Genomic DNA, 15,958 nt, shown 5'->3' with positions numbered 1-15,958 from the left:
CTGCAGGTGCCGGCCAGCGGCCGGCACTACCGCTACAGCTTCAGCATCATCCGCAGCAGGTACATCAGCAGCGGCAGCGCACTCAGCACTGCACCGCCGATGCCGATCCACGGCCAGCGCTCACCGCGCACGCGCGAGGCTACGGCCAGGCCGCCGCCCACCAGCGCCGCACCCAGCACGCCCACGCCCAGCCCTGCGGCCATGCCATTGCCACCCGCAGCGACCGCTGCCTGTGCCACCACGGTGCCTGCCCCCCACCCCACTGCAATACCCAGCCAACTGGCCACGCCGCACCACGGTGCCTTGCCCTGCGCCATCCGAAAACCCCTGTGTCCTTGCCGAATTTCTGTACGGGCCACGCCCGCATGCCGCCTACACTAGCCGCACCTGCCCTGTAGGGACATCCCATGCGCACGCTCCGCCTGCTGCTGCCCGGTGCCCTCCTGCTGCTGACCGCCGCCTGCAGCGGTGACGCCGGGCTTCCGTTTTCCACCGACCCGCTGCAGGGCTGCTTCGCCACCAGCGCGCGCAAACCCGCCGACTTCCGCATCGACAAGGAAGGTGGCCAGTACTTCGTTTCCTTCAGCCGTGGCGAGCAGTGGCAGCGCGAACCCAATGCCCTGCACAAGGCCACGTCCAGCGAGATCAGCCGCTACTTCCGCGACGACGCCGACCAGATCGACAGTGCGCTTATCCGCATGGCCGGCGGCTTCGGCATCTTCCACTTCAACAAGGACGCGACGTTGAAGGGCAAGGCCAGCGATAGTGACTACATGGCGTTGATGCTGATCGGTGCTGGGCCGGTGTATGCGGTGAAGTGCATTTGAGCAGACGTTTGCGACAGCTTCTTTCGTGGTTAACAGTATGAAACATAAGGAAATTTTCAAAACAACGATAACTGGATAGGTATCTCGTCGGGCGACCAGAACTCAGTTCAGCATCAGCTCTCCATCCCAAAAGAGGAGCTGAGACATGAAGTTGAAGCAATTCGCCTTTTTGATAGCGGCCTTTCTGCCCGCGACCGCCATTGGCGCTAGCGAGCGCCTAAGCATAGATGTCGTAGTCGCGAATCCAGACGGAAGTGTCAGCGTAGATAGGACAAGCAGCTGGCCAGACTTCAATGGCGGCATCCTGGACGTGACACAGCGCCTGAAACAAGATGATTTTGGGAGACTCAGCTATCGCTATGAAGACCAGAGTAGAGCCACGCAGCTCTATCACCAAGCCTATTGCGAGTCGGTGGAAATGACACCCTCAAGCGGGACCATGACGTTGTCGGGTCCCTCCACCGGCTGGTCTTGCTACAGCGATGATCCCGCGCCCCTGCCGACCCTGTGAAAAGTATTGATTGGGCAACGGCGACTGCACCAAGTGGTCGGGTACCCGTTGGTCAGAATATCTTTCCCATTGGGAGCGGGAGTTGGGAGAGCTCTATTGGCGGCATGAGACGTTCAACCCTCAGCGTGGACAATGGACGCTGTATTGCACAGGAAATCGACCACTACGCTGGGCCGTTCAGAGGCAGAACCCAGTTTGGCGTCAATTGCTATTTTTCGCAGTCCAAGTTTGCAAACACCATGATGGAGACCTGCATCCCCAAGCAATGTGCCACCAATAGAGGGACGATCTTCGCTCAATAGCTCCTAGAGGGAGATGCCCATGCCCAAAGGCAGGGCATTTCTCGTCCATGCATCAACGCCATCTACTCACTGGCAAAGGACTGACGAAATGATATTCAGTCTTGGATATTGGAACATGCTGCCCCTCCTGCTGATGGCCGGTGCAATACAGTCTCAGGGGGCCTATGACGAAGTCCGGCAGCTGCCCGATGGCCAGACTCTGATCATGCGCACCCTGGACTGGGATCTCGGTGATGGTCGCCATGAGCGCGTTACCGTGCATTGGCTGCTGCAGGAGGACGGCCGCATGCGCTACGACTTCGATCGGCAGCCACCGCAAACCCAGGAGGCCCATCGTCGATCGTGCGCGCGGCAGGGCATGCAGCCGTCGCGTGGCGTCGGCATGATCGCGGGGGAAGGGACCACACACGGTTACAGCTGCACCAGCGCTAGCGTCGGGCCCACGCCCGACACCTCCCTGCCTGCATCCACGCATGGCGTGGACCTGCTTTGACATCGGCTTGGCTCTACAACAGCTGCGGTACCATGCCCTCCCCCGAACCGCCCCGGTACCCGCCGTGCCCCATTACACCGGCCCCCTGCTGACCCGCGACAGCGCCGATACCCTGCGCCGTGCCCGTGACAAGGGCGCCGCCGACTGGCAGGGATCGCTTGACCTCGGCCGCAGCCAGGACAGCGTGGCGCTGGATGCGGACGGCTTCCACTTCCGGGGCCAGCCCTACCCTTGGCCGGGCAAGCTGAAGGACCGCACGCTGTACTACTGGGATGGCGAGGAATTCGCGCCGATCTCGCGCTACAGCGGCTCGCTGATCAAGCTGGTGCCCACCGAATGGGGCGTACCGACCTTCGAGATCGACGGCATCAAGATGCTGCCGACCTCGAAGCTGTCGCCGTTCGAGGATGCACGCCGCAAGGTGGAGCTGGTCGCCCCGGCCGGCAAGGTCATCCTCGATACCTGCGGTGGCCTGGGCTACTTCGCCGCCTGCGCGCTGGAGGCCGGTGTCGGCCAGATCCGTTCATTCGAGAAGAACGCCGATGTGAAGTGGCTGCGCACGCTCAACCCGTGGTCGCCGGATCCAGACTCGGCTGCCGCCGGTGGTCGCCTGCAGTTCAGCCACGGTGACGTTTCGCAGCAGATCGAACGGGTGGCCAGCAACAGTGTCGACGCAATCCTGCACGACCCACCGCGCTTCGGCATCGCCGGCGAGCTGTACTCGCAGGTGTTCTACGACCACCTCGCCCGCGTCATCCGCAAGGGCGGTCGCCTGTTCCATTACACCGGCGCGCCGAACAAGCTGACCAGCGGCCGCGACGTGCCGCGTGAAGTGGCCAAACGCCTGGAAAAGGCTGGTTTCAAGGCGGAACTGGCGCTCGACGGCGTGCTGGCCGTCAAGCGCTGAGCCTCACTCCGAATCAACCTTGGCCAGCTTCATCACCCACGCCGGCACCTCCGGTTCGCCGGCGTAGAAGTCCTTCGGCTTGTTCTCCGCCATCGCCCAGCGATGCAGCCAGCTCGGGCCATAGCGGCCGTTGTAGCCTTCCGCACCCCGCGCATACGCCGGGTCACGCATCGCTTCGTCCAGTGAAATGAAGCGATAGCCGCGGCGCTTCGTGGCCGCCACCAGTTCGGCAAAGGTGGCCGCATTGAGCTCGTTGGCGTGCATCAGCCACACCTGCGGCAGCGCGTACCCCAGCAGCGCCTGCGACTGCTTCTCGTAGTAATCCAGCTTGTTCAGCATGTACGGCACGTAGCCCTTGCGCAGCTGCGCCAGCGTCGCGTCACGCGCCGGCGAATCCGCCTGCTCGTTCATCACGTTGGCATAGGCGAACGCCCACACCCATTCCCCGTTGTCCACCGTCACCGGTGCCACGCGATAGCCATGCTGCTTGAAGAACGCCTCCATCTGCACGCGCTCATCTGCGGTGCGCCCGGCGCGCAGGTAGGGGTGGCGCATCCACTGTGGCGCCTGCCCCTTCTCGGCCAGCAGCGGCCGCAGCACCGTTTCGCCGCGCAGGAAATCCTGCTGGAACGCCGCCACGCCCTTCGCATTCAAATCCATGTGCGAGTACGTGTGGTTGCCCAGCACATAACCCGCATCGCGCCAGTCGCGCAGCATCTGCACCCGCGCCGGCTGCACCTGTCCATTCACCTCAAGCTTGTTCTCATTGACGAAGCCCACCACCGGCACGCCGGCCTCGCGCAGCTGGGCCATCAACGCTTCGTGCCACGCCTGCAGATCCGGCGGCACGATCTGGTCCAGCCGTGCCCATGGCAGATCATCGATGGTCACCGCGATACGACGGTCCACCTCGGCGGCGTGTACGGCCAGCGGACACAGCAACAACGGCAACGCACGCAGCAACAAGCGCATCGGGTCTTCCCTGGAGTGGCGAGGCGTCGACTGTAGCGCGATTGCCGCGCGCCGCCGAGCGTGTGCCCTGCATGTCTCGGATCCGGTCAGCCGCGGAGGCCCGTCAGGCCACTGCCGATCGTGCCACCCGGGCCCGCACGATCGCCCGCCACAGGGAGATGCCGCCCACCATCGTCGCCATCAACAACGCCACCAGCACCAGCGCCAGGTCGTCCGGATTGCGCATCAGCGTTGCGTTCTCACGCGTCAGGATGTGGAACACCACGGACTGCGCCTGCACCAGCGGGGTATCGCCCTCCGCCCCCAGGTCCATCAGGCATGCCGTGGGTGACAAGCGCGCCACGCTGTTCCATGCGTTCTCGTACAGGTGCAGCGTCCACCCGGCCAAGCACAGTGCGCCGCCATGCAGCAGCAGCAGCGCCACGTTCGCCGTGCGCAGCCCATCGCGCAGCCACAGCGCGCGGCTCGCGCACACCGCCATCGCACCCAGCAGCGCCAGCACGATGCCCGCCAATGGAATCCAGCTCAATGGCTGCCAGTCGTCCAATGCACCGGCGCGCGCCATCACCTGTTCGGCCATCTGCAACCGCGCCTGCTCATCCGGGCCACCGCACGCCGCGGTGATCGGCTCCAGCAGCAGGTCGACGCGGCAATGGAAGAATCCGGAAGCCAGTGCAACGGACAGCAACGCGACCAGCTGCAGCATCAGCAGGATCGGCCCCTGCCCACAGATGCGGCGGATTCGGGAGGTGGCAGCGCTCATCGGTTCATCCATGACAGCAAAGAGCCATCCTAACCAAGCAGTTCGCACGTGTCGGCTGGCGGATGCGACACACACTACGCAGCGCCGTTACGATGGCACGGTTGTTTGAATGCGAATTTTCCTTGGTGTTCCCGATGGTGATGCTGTACCTGATCGTACGAACGCTGCTGCCCCTGCTGGCATTCGTGCTCGCGTGGTGGCTGCTCGCGCGCCTGATCGACGCGCGCGTCGCCCGGCTGCCACGCGTCCCGTTGAACCTGCCGGCGCACAGCACCAGCCCGCGCAGGAAGGATCGGCGCATCTACGCGCGCAAGCTGCGGCGCAAGCCGGGGCTGCGCACGGCGACCCGCGCCGCCGCCGCGCCGCGCAGTTGGCGCCTCGCCGCAGCTGTCCTGTCGATAGGCGTGCTGGCCGCCACTGTGGTCGCCATCCCCGATGGTGCGCGCTTCCAGGTGATGGTGGGCAATGTCATTGGCTACCCGGGAACGATCATCGAGGTGCGGGTTCCCGCAGCAGCACAGCCTGTCGTGCTGCAGGCATGGCGCCCCGTACTGGCACACCTGGGAAGGCCCGTAGCGATGCGCTATCCGATCGCTCGCACCGGCGGCGAGCATGAAGCCCATGCGGTGGTGCCCACCCAGATCCGTCAGCAGGGCGACCAGCTGCAGGTGGCCATCGCGCTGCCGGTGGACAGCGACGTACTGCGTGCCGAACTGGCGCGACAGGCAGGATTGCCGGTCGAGGCGATCAACGTGCAGAGGCGCGACGTAGCGCCATGGCGGGAGTCGGGCTGGCGGCCACTGCCCGGCCCGTAGCGCCGAGACCATGCTCGGCGGCCCTTTGCCCCTTCCCCGGAAGGCACGCGCTGCGCGCGCCAGCCGAGCATCGGCTCGGCTCTACATCAAGCCCACACCCAACCTGTGAATCACGACCCACGCGGCAGCTTCGCCGCCCACATGTTGTCCACCAGGTTCGGATAGCGCCGCCCGTTCTCCTCCGCCCGCTGCCGCGCCGCGGCCTTCTGCGCATCCGACAGCGGTTGCGACGTCTGGCCCTTGGGGTTGGGCTTCTTCCACGGGGGTGTTCTGGTCTGGCGCATGGCCGCAGCTTAGCGCTTCAGGAAGTTCAGCAGGGCCAGATTGAAGCGGTCGGCGTGGCTGGTGTTGCAGCCATGTGGCGCGCCTTCCAGGATCACCACTTCGCTGCCCTTGATGGCCTTGTGGGTACGCTGCCCAGAGCCCTCGAACGGCACGATGGCGTCACTGTCGCCGTGCAGGATCAAGGTCGGCACCGTGATCTTCTTCAGGTCATCCCGGAAATCGGTCGTGGCGAACGCCTTCATGCAGCCCAGCGCCGCCGCCTGGTCGGATTGATGGCACAGCGCGATCGCCGCCTGGCGCGTCTCCTCGGTGACCATCAACTGGCCGTTGGCGCTGAAGAAGTCGCGGGTGAAGCCATCGAAGAACGCTTCGCGGTCCTTCTCCAATCCGCTGCGCATTTCATCGGCCTTGGCCTGCGTCAGTGGACCTTCCGGATTGTCGTCGCTGCGCAGCAGGAACGGTGGCACAGCGGCCGCGAACACCACACTGTGCAGGCGATCCTGGCCATGGTTGGCCACGTAGCGCGCCACCTCGCCGCCGCCCATCGAGAAACCGACCAGAGTGACGTCGCGCAGGTCACGTTCCTCGATCAACCCCGCCAGGTCCGCCGCCAGCGTGTCGTAGTCATAACCTTCGGCCGGCTTGTCAGAGCGGCCAAAGCCACGCCGGTCGTAGCTGATCACCCGGTGCTGCGCGTCGCGCAGGATCGACACCTGCGTCTTCCAGGCATCGGCGGACAGCGGCCAACCGTGAATCAGAATGACCGGGCGGCCATCGCCACCGGTGTCTTCAACGTGCAGGCGGACGCGGGAAGCAGGCATGGGCGCTCCTGTGGAAGGGAAGGAGTGCAGGCTAATGGCCGTCACCTGTGGCGGCCGTGAGGGAATCCCGGCCGCTCATGACATCCCCTGCACAGGCAACGGCCTCAAGGCTGGAACCGGGCCGCCAATATGGGCATTCATTCCGTGGCAGGGCCGTTTCGTCGGAAGCCGGCTGCAGTGGCCCAAGCGCCATGCGAGCCTGCGTGAACCCTCCTTGGAGCTTCGCCATGCTGCTGCTCACCCTCCCCCTGCTGGCCGCCGGCCTCGCCGCCGCACCCGCGCCCTCCGATGACCTGCGCGAGCAGATCCGCCAGGCCGACACCCAGCTGTTCGCCGCCGCCTTCGAGGCCTGCGATGCTGACAAGGCCGCCGCGATGACCACCCAGGACATGGAGTTCTTCCATGACAAGGACGGCAAGTCGGCCAGCAGCCGCGAGGACTTCCGCCACAGCGTGGCCAACCTGTGCAGCAGCGCGCGCGAGGGTGGCTGGCAGCTGCGCCGCGAGCTCGTGGAATCTTCGCTGCAGGTGTTTCCGCTGCACGATGAGCGGGCGCTCGAAACCGGCGACCACCGCTTTTACGAGCGCGGCAAGGACGGCGTGGAACGCTGGACCGGCCAGGCCCGCTTCATCCAGGTCTGGCGCCGCGTGGACGGGCACTGGCTGGCCGAACGGGTGATCAGCTATGACCATCGGCCGGCGGACTGACCTTTCCGGCGCCCTTCACCGGCCGGATCTATACTGGCGGGGTTCACCCCGACCCACCGCTACCGTTCGATCGCCATGGCAGAAATCACCCCCAACCACCCCGACTACGGCCTCAACCAGCAGATCCGTCAGGGCGTGGCCGCACTGGACGCCCAGCATGGCCGTGCGTTCGACCAGACCAGCGAACGCCTGACCGCCAGCCTGACCGTGCTCGCCCGCGAACAGGGCCTGCAGCAGGTCGACCACGTGCTGGTCAGCAACGCCACGGCCCAGCACCCGGCCGGACACAACATCTTCGTGGTGCAGGGCGACCCGGCCAATCCGGCGCACCTGCGCGCGATGATGCCGACCGCGGTAGCGGCGCAGACGCCAGTGGAGCAGTCGATGCAGAAGCTGGGGCTGGGCATGCAGCAGCAGGCCGTTGGGGTGGTGCCCGAACAGCAGGCCCGTGAGCAGGAGCAGCAGCAGAACCCGGCACACCGTCTGGGCTGAGCCGCCGCCACTGTTGTTGGCGACCCAGCGCGTGGACGCCGGCTCGCCGTGGTACTTGCCACCTTAGACCATGCGCGGCCCGGACTGCTCCTGCACCTGGCGCTGCTGCAACGCGTCCTGCGTGCGCACCTGCGCAGACTGGGACAACTGCTCGGCGCGCTCGAACGATGTTTCCGCCGGTGTCTGCGCGGCCACCGCCGTAGGCATGCTGGCACGCAGCTGTGCCGGGTCGTTGCGCTCGCCCTGCACGATGAAGATGTTCTGCGCCACATCCGCCTGCGCAGTACGATCGCTCAACAGCACGTGGTCGACCCGGGTCAGTCCGTTTGCCTTGGCCAGGGCGTACAGGCTGGCGCTGATGTTCTCGCTGGTGGCATCGAAGCTGCGGCCCCGCTCTGCATCAAGCCGGGCCACGCCCTGGTGGATCTGCGAGAGCAGCGGGTTGTTACCGTGCCGGGCCAGACGATCACCGCTTCGTTCGCCCATGCCCTCAGCGTCACTCAGCATGTGTTGCTTGAAACTGCGCTTCGGCATGAGGTTGGTTTTCCGCTGATTGAGCTCGCTGTCCGGAAACGGCGGATCAATGCTGTCCACGCCATGGATGTTGCGCAGCGGTCGGAATCCATCCTTGCCTGCCCCCTTGATGTCCAGGGGAATGCGGACATCCGGAAGAAGCTGCCCAGCAGGACCTCCCAGCGCGTTCACGTCGATACTTCTTTTCCGCCGGATGCCTGCGTGGTTCAAGGCTTCCCAGGTGAAGTCCACGCAGTTGTTGCGCACATCCTGATAGTGCTTGCTGAAGCCGTATTTCTCCGGGTGCGGTGGTGAGGTTGATTACTTCCCTGGCAGTCGGGCGGCGTGTACCCGCAACTGAGCCGAGTAATGCTGCAATTCCGGCGTGGCCTGTACCGTGCGAACCTGTACGCGATAGCGGGTATCAGGCTCCACTGGCAGAGCAACCAGGCTCAGCGTGTACTGGCCGTCACTGCCCATGTGCGGCGACGTATACCGCCATTCGCTGGACGCATGCCATTCCGGAAGCGGCTCTCCCGCGTTGAGTGCCCCCGCCTGGTAGCTGTCGTAGGTGGGAACATCTTTCCAGGCATCAGCGCCCCATTGCTGCAGGGTTACCTCGAACGGGATCCTCATTGTGCCCACGTCAGGCTCGTCGGGCTTGGGCGTCTCTTGGCGCTGCAATTCCAGCTCCACGGCGTAGGTGCGATGTGGGATGTAATTTCGCGCGTTCATCTCGAACTCGAAACTCACCCCTTGACCTGGCTGATCCACGGCGATCGGCTGGGCCAGGTCCAGTGGCTCGGGTGGGACAGGATCACGGGCGGAGCAGGCGCCCAGCCCAGCGCTCAACATGATCAACAGGCCGGCGCGCAACCAGCGGTGATTACCCAGCATGATTCAGATCCTTTGGCTCCCTGCCCTAGGGTTCAACCCTAGCGGGTTGGCGCTCGGCACTGCAACCCGGCAAAGAAAAAGGCAGGGTCGGCACCCTGCCTTCTTCATGCGGCACGCTGCCGGGCGAGCCCGGCGTCAGCGCCTTACAGCTGGATGCGCGCCACGCTCTCGTCAGCGCCCTTGTCATCCTTCTCGCCGTTCTTGATGCTCACGAACAGCACGTTGTTCTTCGCATCCAGCGCCAGGCTGTTCGGGTGGGTCGGCACCTTGTAGGTCGCCACCTTCTGGTAGCTGTCACTGTTGTACGCGGTCACCGTACCGGCTTCGCGATTGGTCACGTACAGGCGCTTACGCGGTGCATCCAGCAGGATGCCGAGCGGGCCGGCATCGGTCGGGATGCTGGCCAGTTCCTTGCCGGTGCTGCGGTCGAGCACCAGCACGCGCTGGCCAGGATGCTTGCTGACCAGGCCGCTGCTCTTGGCCTGGTAACCACGCAGGAATTCCGAGCCCTGGTCGGTCACGAACAGGCGCTTGCCGGCCGGGTCCAGCGCGATGTTCATCGGCTGCTCGGCGGCGATCCTGTGCTGCGCCACCACCTTGTTCGAATCGGTGCCCACCACCACCAGGTCGGCCAGCAGGTTGCTGGTGTAGACGCGCTTGTTGGCCGCATCCAGCGCCAGGCCCGGTGCCTTGGCATTGCCCAGGCCGTCGATGGTGTTGATCACCTTCAGCGTGGTGGTATCGATCACGAACAGCACGCTGCTCACGTCCGGCTGGCTGCTGTGGCCGGTCACGTACAGGCGGTTGGCCGCGCTGTCGACCACCAGCTCGCGCAGGTCATGGGTGTAGGCGGCCTTGCCGTCCTTGCCGGTCTTCTTCTCCATCAGCTGGATGGTGCCGACGGCCTTGTTCTGCGCGGTGTCGACCACGGTCACCGACAGGTCCACGGTGTTGCCCACGTACAGGCGGTTGTGGGCGTCATCCAGGACCACACCAAAGGCCTTGCGCTCCAGCGGAATGCGGGTTTCCACGGCCAGCGTGGCCGGGTTCAGGCGCAGCACCTGGGCCGGGCCGGCGTCATCGCCGAAACCGCCAGAGGAGGCCACGAACACGGCGTTCTGCTTCGGGCTGTAGGCCAGCTCGTACAGGCCCTTGGCCACGGCCTGGCGCTGCACGGCGGTGGTGGCACTGGCGGCGGGCGCGTTGTCGGCGAACGCGGAGGGCACGCCGAGGCTGAGCGAAACGGCAACGGCCAGGGCGGCCGAGCGGAAGAGAGGAGTACGGAACATGCGAGCGTCCTTGAATGGGCACGGGAAGGTGTCCTGGCTCGCTGGGCCGTACTTCGACGGCCCGCCCCGCATCTGTCTGCGCGGGGTGGGCTGGCTGGGGATGCGGGGGAATGGTAGCAGGTGGGGGGCGTGGCGTGCGCCGGCGCGGGCATGGCCAACGCTCGACCTCGATGCTGCGCCCGCCGCTATGCGATCCGTGGGCCGTGGCTCTGCTGAAGCTGCTGCTCCTCCTGCAGGCGCTGCGCGTCTCGCTGCGGCTCATTCAGCTGCAACTGCGCGACCCGATCGAACGAGGCCTCCACCGGTGCCTGCGCAGCAACCTCCGCCGGCATGCTGGCGCGCTGGTGTGCCGGGTCACTGCGGTCCCCCTGCACGATGAACAGCTTCGGTGCGATATCACCGCGCTGCTCGCCCAGCACCACCTCGTCCACGCGCGAGAACTGCTGCTCCTTCGACAGCGCGAGCAGGCTGGCGCTGACATTGCCGTTGCGCGCCCCGAAAGCGCCGAGGTCGGCCACCTGCTGGTGGATCTGGTTGAGGCGGGCATGATCGTCGTGCGCCGGGTCTGCGGGCGTGCCGCTTGCCGCGAGCGTACTGTTGCCGCGCCACTGCTCGCCGTTCTCGGTGAACATCCACTCGCGGAAGGTCTGCTTCGGCATCGGGTTCCACTGCACCTTGTCCAGCTCGCTGCCCTTCACCTGCTGCGGAATGGCGTTGACCGCGCGGATGTTGTCCAGGACCCTGGTGGCGCCCTCGTAGTTGGTGATCTCCCCGGCCAGCCCGACCGGGCGCAGCCCAGCGTGGTTCAGGGCACCCCATGCGAAATCGGTGCAGGCGTTGGAGAAGAAGTCGTACTCCATGTCGAAGCCGTGCTTCTTCGGGTCTGCCGAGAACTCGAGGATGCGGTCGTGCTGCTCCTTGCTGATCTCGATCGTGCGCTCGAAGCGGGGTTTGTCGTAGACCAACACATCCATGTCATCGACTTTGCCCCTGTTCGGCTCGTCCTTGGTGCCTGCGTGGGTGAAACCCATGCTCTCCGGGAAGGGTTCACCCGAACGGCGCAGCGACAGGAACATGTGCCCCGCGAACGAGGGCTCCAGCAGAAACCTGTTTCCCTCAGCATCACGGCCGTAGCGCGGCGTGCCGGGGGCCGCCAGATGAATGGTTACGCTGTAGCGTTCGGCATCGTCCTTGTGCATGTCTACTTTCCTAGTGATTGGTAGCCAACGATCAGTTCTGCTTTCAGGCCTTCCAGCCGGGGCCGATCCTCCACAAGGTCCACCCGCAGAAGGTAGCGCCCGGGTGCAATGCCTCCGACCTGCGCCAACTGCAACGTGCGATAGAGCACCTCTTCAGAGTACAACCCGGCCTCGGCCAAGCTGTTGATGTCCACGCTCCCCGTCGTCAGGTCTGTTACCACGCCATCCTCCCCGATTTTCTGAGAATCGCGTCCATCGCGAGTACGCTGCCAGAGCTGCACAGGACCAGGTGCACCGCCATCAATACGCTCCAGGCGCAGCCGCGTTGGCAGCCGTCCCAGCGTGATCTTCTCCGAAGCATCCAGCAGCCGTCGCGCATCGGTATCCTGCAGCCGCAACCCGATGTTCAGGATCGGAATGGCCGGCTTCTGGGGCGCCGGCAAATCAAACGTGACCTCGGCAATCCGACCGGCCTTCTGCAACTGCACGGCCCGCGTGAGCGGCACAACCGTGCGGGCCTCGGCCTGTGCGCGCGTCAGCAGGGACGGCGCAACCTCAGGCGCTGGTGACGCACGGCATGCCGCCAGCGCGCCCAGCACCGCCAGTACCACCAGCCTCCGCCGAACTGGACGCGTCATTGCTCCTTCAACCGCAGCGAATCGGCCACATCGGTCTTGGCCGCCACCTCGGTGGCGATGCTGGCGCGGCGGTGCCCTGGGTCGTTGCGGTCGCCCTGCACGATGAAGATGCTCTCGGCGGCATGGCTGTTCTGGGTCGGCCTGCTGAGCAGCACGTGGTCCACGCGCGAGAGGTTGTTCTGCTTGGCCAGCACCAGCAGGCTGGCGCTGATGCGTTGGCTGGCGGCATCGAACGGGCGCCCATGCGCGGCATCCAGCTCGGCCACCTTCTGGATCAGCTGCGAGAACAGGCGATGGTCCGGATGCGAAGGGTCCAACAGCGTGCCGGCCACTTCAATCGGCGTCGGCGGCGGCTCATCGCTGGCGCGGTCGCCCTGGCGATGATGCTCGGCCTCGCGCTCGGGCATCGCGTGGTGGGTTTCGGCATTCAGGTCGCTGCCCGGGAACGGCGCGGCAATGCACTGGATCTCCGGCAGGTTGAACAGCACCGCGAACTCGCCCAGGTTGCTGCCGCCATCCAGCGTCGCCGGCAGTGGATGCAGGCCGGCGTAGTGCAGCGCCGCCCAGACGAAATCGCTGCAGCGGTTGATGGTGGCCGGGCGGTCCACATCGAATTCGAACTCGGCCGGTTCCTCGGCGAAATCACGCAGGCAGCCGTAGTGCTCCTCGGTGATTTCCAGGGTGCGGCTGTAGTAAGGGTCCAGATGCTCGTCAGCATCGTCGTGGCGCACCTGTGCGTACTGCACGCCGGTGCGGGTTTCACCCGGCGCGTGGCGCGGTGGCGCGAAGCCGTAGCTGTGGGCCTCGTCGCCCGCAGCGACCTGCAGGTACATGTGGCCGCGCGGCGAGATGCCCCCACTTTTCAGCGCGGTGCCGGGTGCGGCCAGATAAAGGGTTGCGGTGTAGCGTGTTGCCTGCTCCATGCCTGTTCAGCCTTGATGGGTACTGCGGTCCTGGGCGGATGATGGCATAGGTGGGATGGGGGCAGATGCAAGAAGAGAGGACGCCGATCGCGACTTGCTGAATATGTGAGCCAGCGTGCAGTACTGGACCCGGGCGTGAGCAAGGTCCCGGCAACGACTGGAGCTTGCCATTCCACCGTTCTATAGTCGTTCCGGTCATGCAAGGGAATCGCCCATGAGCAGAGCGCCGGCTTGCCGGCTTGCCTCCTTCGCCCTGGTGGCGGTGCTGAGCACCACCGCCTGCGCGAAAGCCCCATCTACGGAAACGGGCCCGAACGACCCCCCCATGTCCGAAGCCGCAACCAGCCCCCGTACGGTGGGTGGACATACCTATACAACGGAGCCCGTAGAGGCACGAGTGGGCCCGCGCCGCTTCATGTTCCCGGCCAACCTCTACTACAACCAGACGGGCCCCCTGGCCGATGGGGGCGTCATGCTCACGGTGTTCTGGCCGGATTTCGATGCAGCGCCTCCCGGTGATCGCCCGGTTCGCAGCTCGCAGGACAGCCGGCGGCAGGTGCTGGTCGAGCTTAGGTACATCGATCGCGTTCCCATCCAGAACTATCTGGCACGTCGGTCCAGTAGTGAAGCCACCAGCGCGCCGGGATCACTGGAGCGAAGGGACCCGGTAGAGAACCTCGCGCTGCGCGTTGCACAACCCGAACGCTGGGGTCTGACGCCGTATGCGATCGACTCATCGTTGATGGCAGCCTATGCAAAGGACTCGGAGGCTGCGCTGGGCAGGCCTTACGTGCACAACCCAGGAATGGAACCAGACTGGTATGTGGCCCGCTCGGCGGAGGGCCAACTGACAACGTTCATCAGCTGCGACCCGGCAGACCGCATTCCTGACGGACTTGTAGTTCAGGGAAAGACACTTGAACGCGCTGGCGAAGGCCAGATCGCAATGTGCCGCCATTCCATCGTGGACGTGGGCGACAGCATCGCCATCGAGATGAACTATGCACGCGTCATGCTGAGCGACTGGCAGCGCCTGGAAACCAGCGTTCGTGATCTTCTGGAACGGTATCGCGTTCAGCCGTGAACGATGGAGGTCCGGGCGCTCTTCATTCGGGTCGAACAGTACCTTCAACACCGTCAGGGACTCACCGATGGGCATCACAACGAAGGAGGCTTCGGCTTTGCTCTACGCCATCATGACCAGATTGCTTCGGCCGCAGCTACCTCGAGCTATGCCGTGCGCAGCTCGCATTGGGGCAATTTCCGGACTGTCGGCCTTGCTCACGCTAACATCTGCATGTGCCCGATCGACGGATACGTCTGCCGTCAATGAACGTGCCGCTGCCGCAGATACGCAGCCTGCCCGCATCTCCATGGCCGAGCTGCAAAAACGCATTCTCGCCTACGCGGATTCGCTCAGGTCAAGAGCGGACATAAGTCCGGACAAGTTTGGCACGGCGATCGGTGTGTCACTCGTGCCAGACGAGAAGGCCAGCATCAGGCACATCGCGAAGGACCTGACAACAACGGACGGCTATAACTATGGGGTTACTTATCTATCGGTTGAGTCGGCACGTGAGTTCCCCAACCAAGAGGTGATCTTCTATCAGCTGGGTAAGCAGCCAGTGACAGATGCTCCGAATGGCGTGTGCTACTGGGAAGCCGAAAGTGCCGGACGAGCGCTCGAAGCCCTCGGATACAGGACCGGAGCAGAAGTGCCATTTCAGAGAGGGGGCATCAGGCAGTACTGGCGCGCGATCAGCGGTGGTAACCAGGGTATGGATGCCAGCCTATTGACGTATCGTTCCAACGAAGGCGATACCGCGAAAACCTGCGTCTACGCGGTCCAGTTCGGAGGGGGAGACAGATGAATACGAACCCCGCTATCGGAAGATTGTCGAGCTGACTTACCCGTGACACTCAGCGTACCGGCGGTGGCGAGGCTGCCTTATTTAGGCCTGCGCAAGTAAGCAACCAGCAGTTCCGGCTGGTACGGCTCAAGCTGTGGCAGAGGGGAGTGCAGTTGCACTTCAACCCGGTATCGGCCCGGCGACGGATTGCGTGCCCATGCGAAGGCCAGCTGTGCATAGTTATCATCGGGTCGTTCCAGCCCAGCATTCTGCAGCGCCAGCACGTCAACATCGTCCAGCCACGCATTTGTCACTCGACCATCGGCGGGGATGGGAATTGTTCTGGCAGGTTCCCCAATGACCCATTCCAGCCGGTGCAAGGGCACGTCCTTCCATCCACTCGATTCCAGGCGCTGCATGGAAACCTTCGCCTGGAACCCGGACGCCCGAACATCGGCCAGTGCCCCAAAAGCCGCGGTGTTATCCGTGCGGTCAACGCGAATGCCGATCATGAGCGTTGGAGAGGAATTTTTGCTGGGAGCAGCCACATCGAACTCGACCGTCAATGGTGCATCCATTGACGAGGTGGGCATGGCTCGCACAAGCGGCACCAGATCCGGACGATGGGCCTCTGCTATCGAGCCTTCGTCGCGAGCCGCATCGGGCCGGCACGCGGTAGCCAGAAGAACGAGTAGTGCTGCGAGCATGCATATCCGGCGCATTCCATGTGGCGTCATCTTCAGTCCTCCGTCCA

21 protein-coding genes are annotated in these 15,958 nt (G+C 64.7%); 9 read left to right on the top strand and 12 right to left on the bottom strand.

What is annotated here, in order from left to right:
* Nucleotides 1-32: 32 nt before the first annotated feature.
* Nucleotides 33-317 (bottom strand): hypothetical protein, encoded by a 285-nt coding sequence (locus ABGA94_RS02170; protein ID WP_375366260.1) that lies wholly within the window; start codon nt 315-317, stop codon nt 33-35.
* Between the two features lie 90 nt (nt 318-407).
* Between ABGA94_RS02170 and ABGA94_RS02165 the strand changes: the two genes are divergently transcribed.
* The 4 genes from ABGA94_RS02165 (at nt 408) to ABGA94_RS02150 (ending at nt 3,040) form a co-directional block, all read left to right on the top strand.
* Nucleotides 408-827, top strand: a complete 420-nt coding sequence (locus tag ABGA94_RS02165) for a hypothetical protein (RefSeq protein ID WP_111127015.1) — start codon at nt 408-410, stop codon at nt 825-827.
* Between the two features lie 145 nt (nt 828-972).
* On the top strand, nt 973-1,338 hold the full coding sequence (locus ABGA94_RS02160; protein WP_111201457.1) for a hypothetical protein: 366 nt from the start codon (nt 973-975) through the stop codon (nt 1,336-1,338).
* A gap of 417 nt (nt 1,339-1,755) precedes the next feature.
* A complete protein-coding gene (locus tag ABGA94_RS02155; RefSeq protein WP_375366258.1) occupies nt 1,756-2,133 on the top strand; it encodes a hypothetical protein in 378 nt (125 codons plus the stop codon).
* Nucleotides 2,114-3,040, top strand: coding sequence for an MnmC family methyltransferase (locus tag ABGA94_RS02150; RefSeq protein ID WP_375366257.1), 927 nt, complete (start codon nt 2,114-2,116; stop codon nt 3,038-3,040). Before ABGA94_RS02155 ends, ABGA94_RS02150 begins: the two co-directional genes overlap by 20 nt.
* A gap of 3 nt (nt 3,041-3,043) precedes the next feature.
* Here ABGA94_RS02150 and ABGA94_RS02145 read toward each other — a convergent pair whose 3' ends face one another.
* A complete protein-coding gene (locus ABGA94_RS02145; protein WP_375366256.1) occupies nt 3,044-4,012 on the bottom strand; it encodes a polysaccharide deacetylase family protein in 969 nt (322 codons plus the stop codon).
* Between the two features lie 103 nt (nt 4,013-4,115).
* Nucleotides 4,116-4,775 carry a hypothetical protein gene (locus ABGA94_RS02140; protein ID WP_111174674.1) on the bottom strand — a complete coding sequence of 220 codons (660 nt, stop codon included), beginning with the start codon at nt 4,773-4,775 and terminating at the stop codon, nt 4,116-4,118.
* A 134-nt stretch (nt 4,776-4,909) separates the two neighbouring features.
* Between ABGA94_RS02140 and ABGA94_RS02135 the strand changes: the two genes are divergently transcribed.
* The gene (locus ABGA94_RS02135; RefSeq protein WP_375366262.1) at nt 4,910-5,590 is read left to right on the top strand and encodes a hypothetical protein; all 681 of its coding nucleotides are present in this window, start codon (nt 4,910-4,912) and stop codon (nt 5,588-5,590) included.
* 110 nt (nt 5,591-5,700) lie between these two features.
* On the opposite strand, the gene ABGA94_RS02130 is transcribed toward ABGA94_RS02135, so the two are convergent.
* Both ABGA94_RS02130 and ABGA94_RS02125 read right to left on the bottom strand, forming a co-directional pair.
* Entirely contained in the window at nt 5,701-5,874 is a 174-nt protein-coding gene (locus ABGA94_RS02130; RefSeq protein ID WP_005415066.1) for a hypothetical protein, read from the bottom strand.
* Between the two features lie 9 nt (nt 5,875-5,883).
* Entirely contained in the window at nt 5,884-6,696 is an 813-nt protein-coding gene (locus ABGA94_RS02125; RefSeq protein ID WP_375366254.1) for an alpha/beta fold hydrolase, read from the bottom strand.
* Nucleotides 6,697-6,923: 227 nt separating this feature from the next.
* Between ABGA94_RS02125 and ABGA94_RS02120 the strand changes: the two genes are divergently transcribed.
* Nucleotides 6,924-7,403, top strand: coding sequence for a nuclear transport factor 2 family protein (locus ABGA94_RS02120; RefSeq protein WP_338167783.1), 480 nt, complete (start codon nt 6,924-6,926; stop codon nt 7,401-7,403).
* 75 nt (nt 7,404-7,478) lie between these two features.
* The gene (locus ABGA94_RS02115) at nt 7,479-7,895 is read left to right on the top strand and encodes an XVIPCD domain-containing protein (RefSeq protein WP_134971620.1); all 417 of its coding nucleotides are present in this window, start codon (nt 7,479-7,481) and stop codon (nt 7,893-7,895) included.
* Nucleotides 7,896-7,958: 63 nt separating this feature from the next.
* On the opposite strand, the gene ABGA94_RS02110 is transcribed toward ABGA94_RS02115, so the two are convergent.
* The 6 genes from ABGA94_RS02110 to ABGA94_RS02085 all read right to left on the bottom strand — a co-directional run bounded on the left by ABGA94_RS02110 (nt 7,959) and on the right by ABGA94_RS02085 (nt 13,354).
* Nucleotides 7,959-8,600, bottom strand: a complete 642-nt coding sequence (locus ABGA94_RS02110; RefSeq protein ID WP_375366252.1) for an XVIPCD domain-containing protein — start codon at nt 8,598-8,600, stop codon at nt 7,959-7,961.
* Between the two features lie 129 nt (nt 8,601-8,729).
* Nucleotides 8,730-9,305 carry a hypothetical protein gene (locus tag ABGA94_RS02105; protein WP_375366250.1) on the bottom strand — a complete coding sequence of 192 codons (576 nt, stop codon included), beginning with the start codon at nt 9,303-9,305 and terminating at the stop codon, nt 8,730-8,732.
* Between the two features lie 143 nt (nt 9,306-9,448).
* Nucleotides 9,449-10,594, bottom strand: coding sequence for a YncE family protein (locus tag ABGA94_RS02100; protein WP_375366249.1), 1,146 nt, complete (start codon nt 10,592-10,594; stop codon nt 9,449-9,451).
* A 185-nt stretch (nt 10,595-10,779) separates the two neighbouring features.
* On the bottom strand, nt 10,780-11,793 hold the full coding sequence (locus tag ABGA94_RS02095) for an XVIPCD domain-containing protein (RefSeq protein ID WP_375366247.1): 1,014 nt from the start codon (nt 11,791-11,793) through the stop codon (nt 10,780-10,782).
* Between the two features lie 2 nt (nt 11,794-11,795).
* Nucleotides 11,796-12,431: a hypothetical protein gene (locus ABGA94_RS02090; RefSeq protein WP_375366246.1), complete on the bottom strand. Its 636-nt coding sequence runs from the start codon at nt 12,429-12,431 to the stop codon at nt 11,796-11,798.
* A complete protein-coding gene (locus tag ABGA94_RS02085) occupies nt 12,428-13,354 on the bottom strand; it encodes an XVIPCD domain-containing protein (RefSeq protein WP_375366245.1) in 927 nt (308 codons plus the stop codon). The genes ABGA94_RS02090 and ABGA94_RS02085 overlap by 4 nt, the downstream gene beginning before the upstream one ends.
* A gap of 325 nt (nt 13,355-13,679) precedes the next feature.
* On the opposite strand from ABGA94_RS02085, the gene ABGA94_RS02080 reads away from it, so the two are divergent.
* The gene (locus ABGA94_RS02080) at nt 13,680-14,438 is read left to right on the top strand and encodes a hypothetical protein (RefSeq protein ID WP_375366243.1); all 759 of its coding nucleotides are present in this window, start codon (nt 13,680-13,682) and stop codon (nt 14,436-14,438) included.
* A 289-nt stretch (nt 14,439-14,727) separates the two neighbouring features.
* Nucleotides 14,728-15,225: a hypothetical protein gene (locus tag ABGA94_RS02075; RefSeq protein ID WP_375366242.1), complete on the top strand. Its 498-nt coding sequence runs from the start codon at nt 14,728-14,730 to the stop codon at nt 15,223-15,225.
* Between the two features lie 77 nt (nt 15,226-15,302).
* Here the strand turns inward: ABGA94_RS02075 and ABGA94_RS02070 are convergent, their stop codons facing one another.
* A complete protein-coding gene (locus tag ABGA94_RS02070) occupies nt 15,303-15,911 on the bottom strand; it encodes a hypothetical protein (RefSeq protein WP_375366240.1) in 609 nt (202 codons plus the stop codon).
* Between the last annotated feature and the right edge of the window lie 47 nt (nt 15,912-15,958).

The sequence above is a fragment of the Stenotrophomonas sp. 3diitr2024 genome (assembly GCF_042136455.1).
GTDB classification, from domain to species: Bacteria; Pseudomonadota; Gammaproteobacteria; order Xanthomonadales; family Xanthomonadaceae; genus Stenotrophomonas; species Stenotrophomonas sepilia.
Note: the sequence above shows the minus strand (reverse complement) of the source record. Positions and strands in the feature narration are given on the sequence as shown.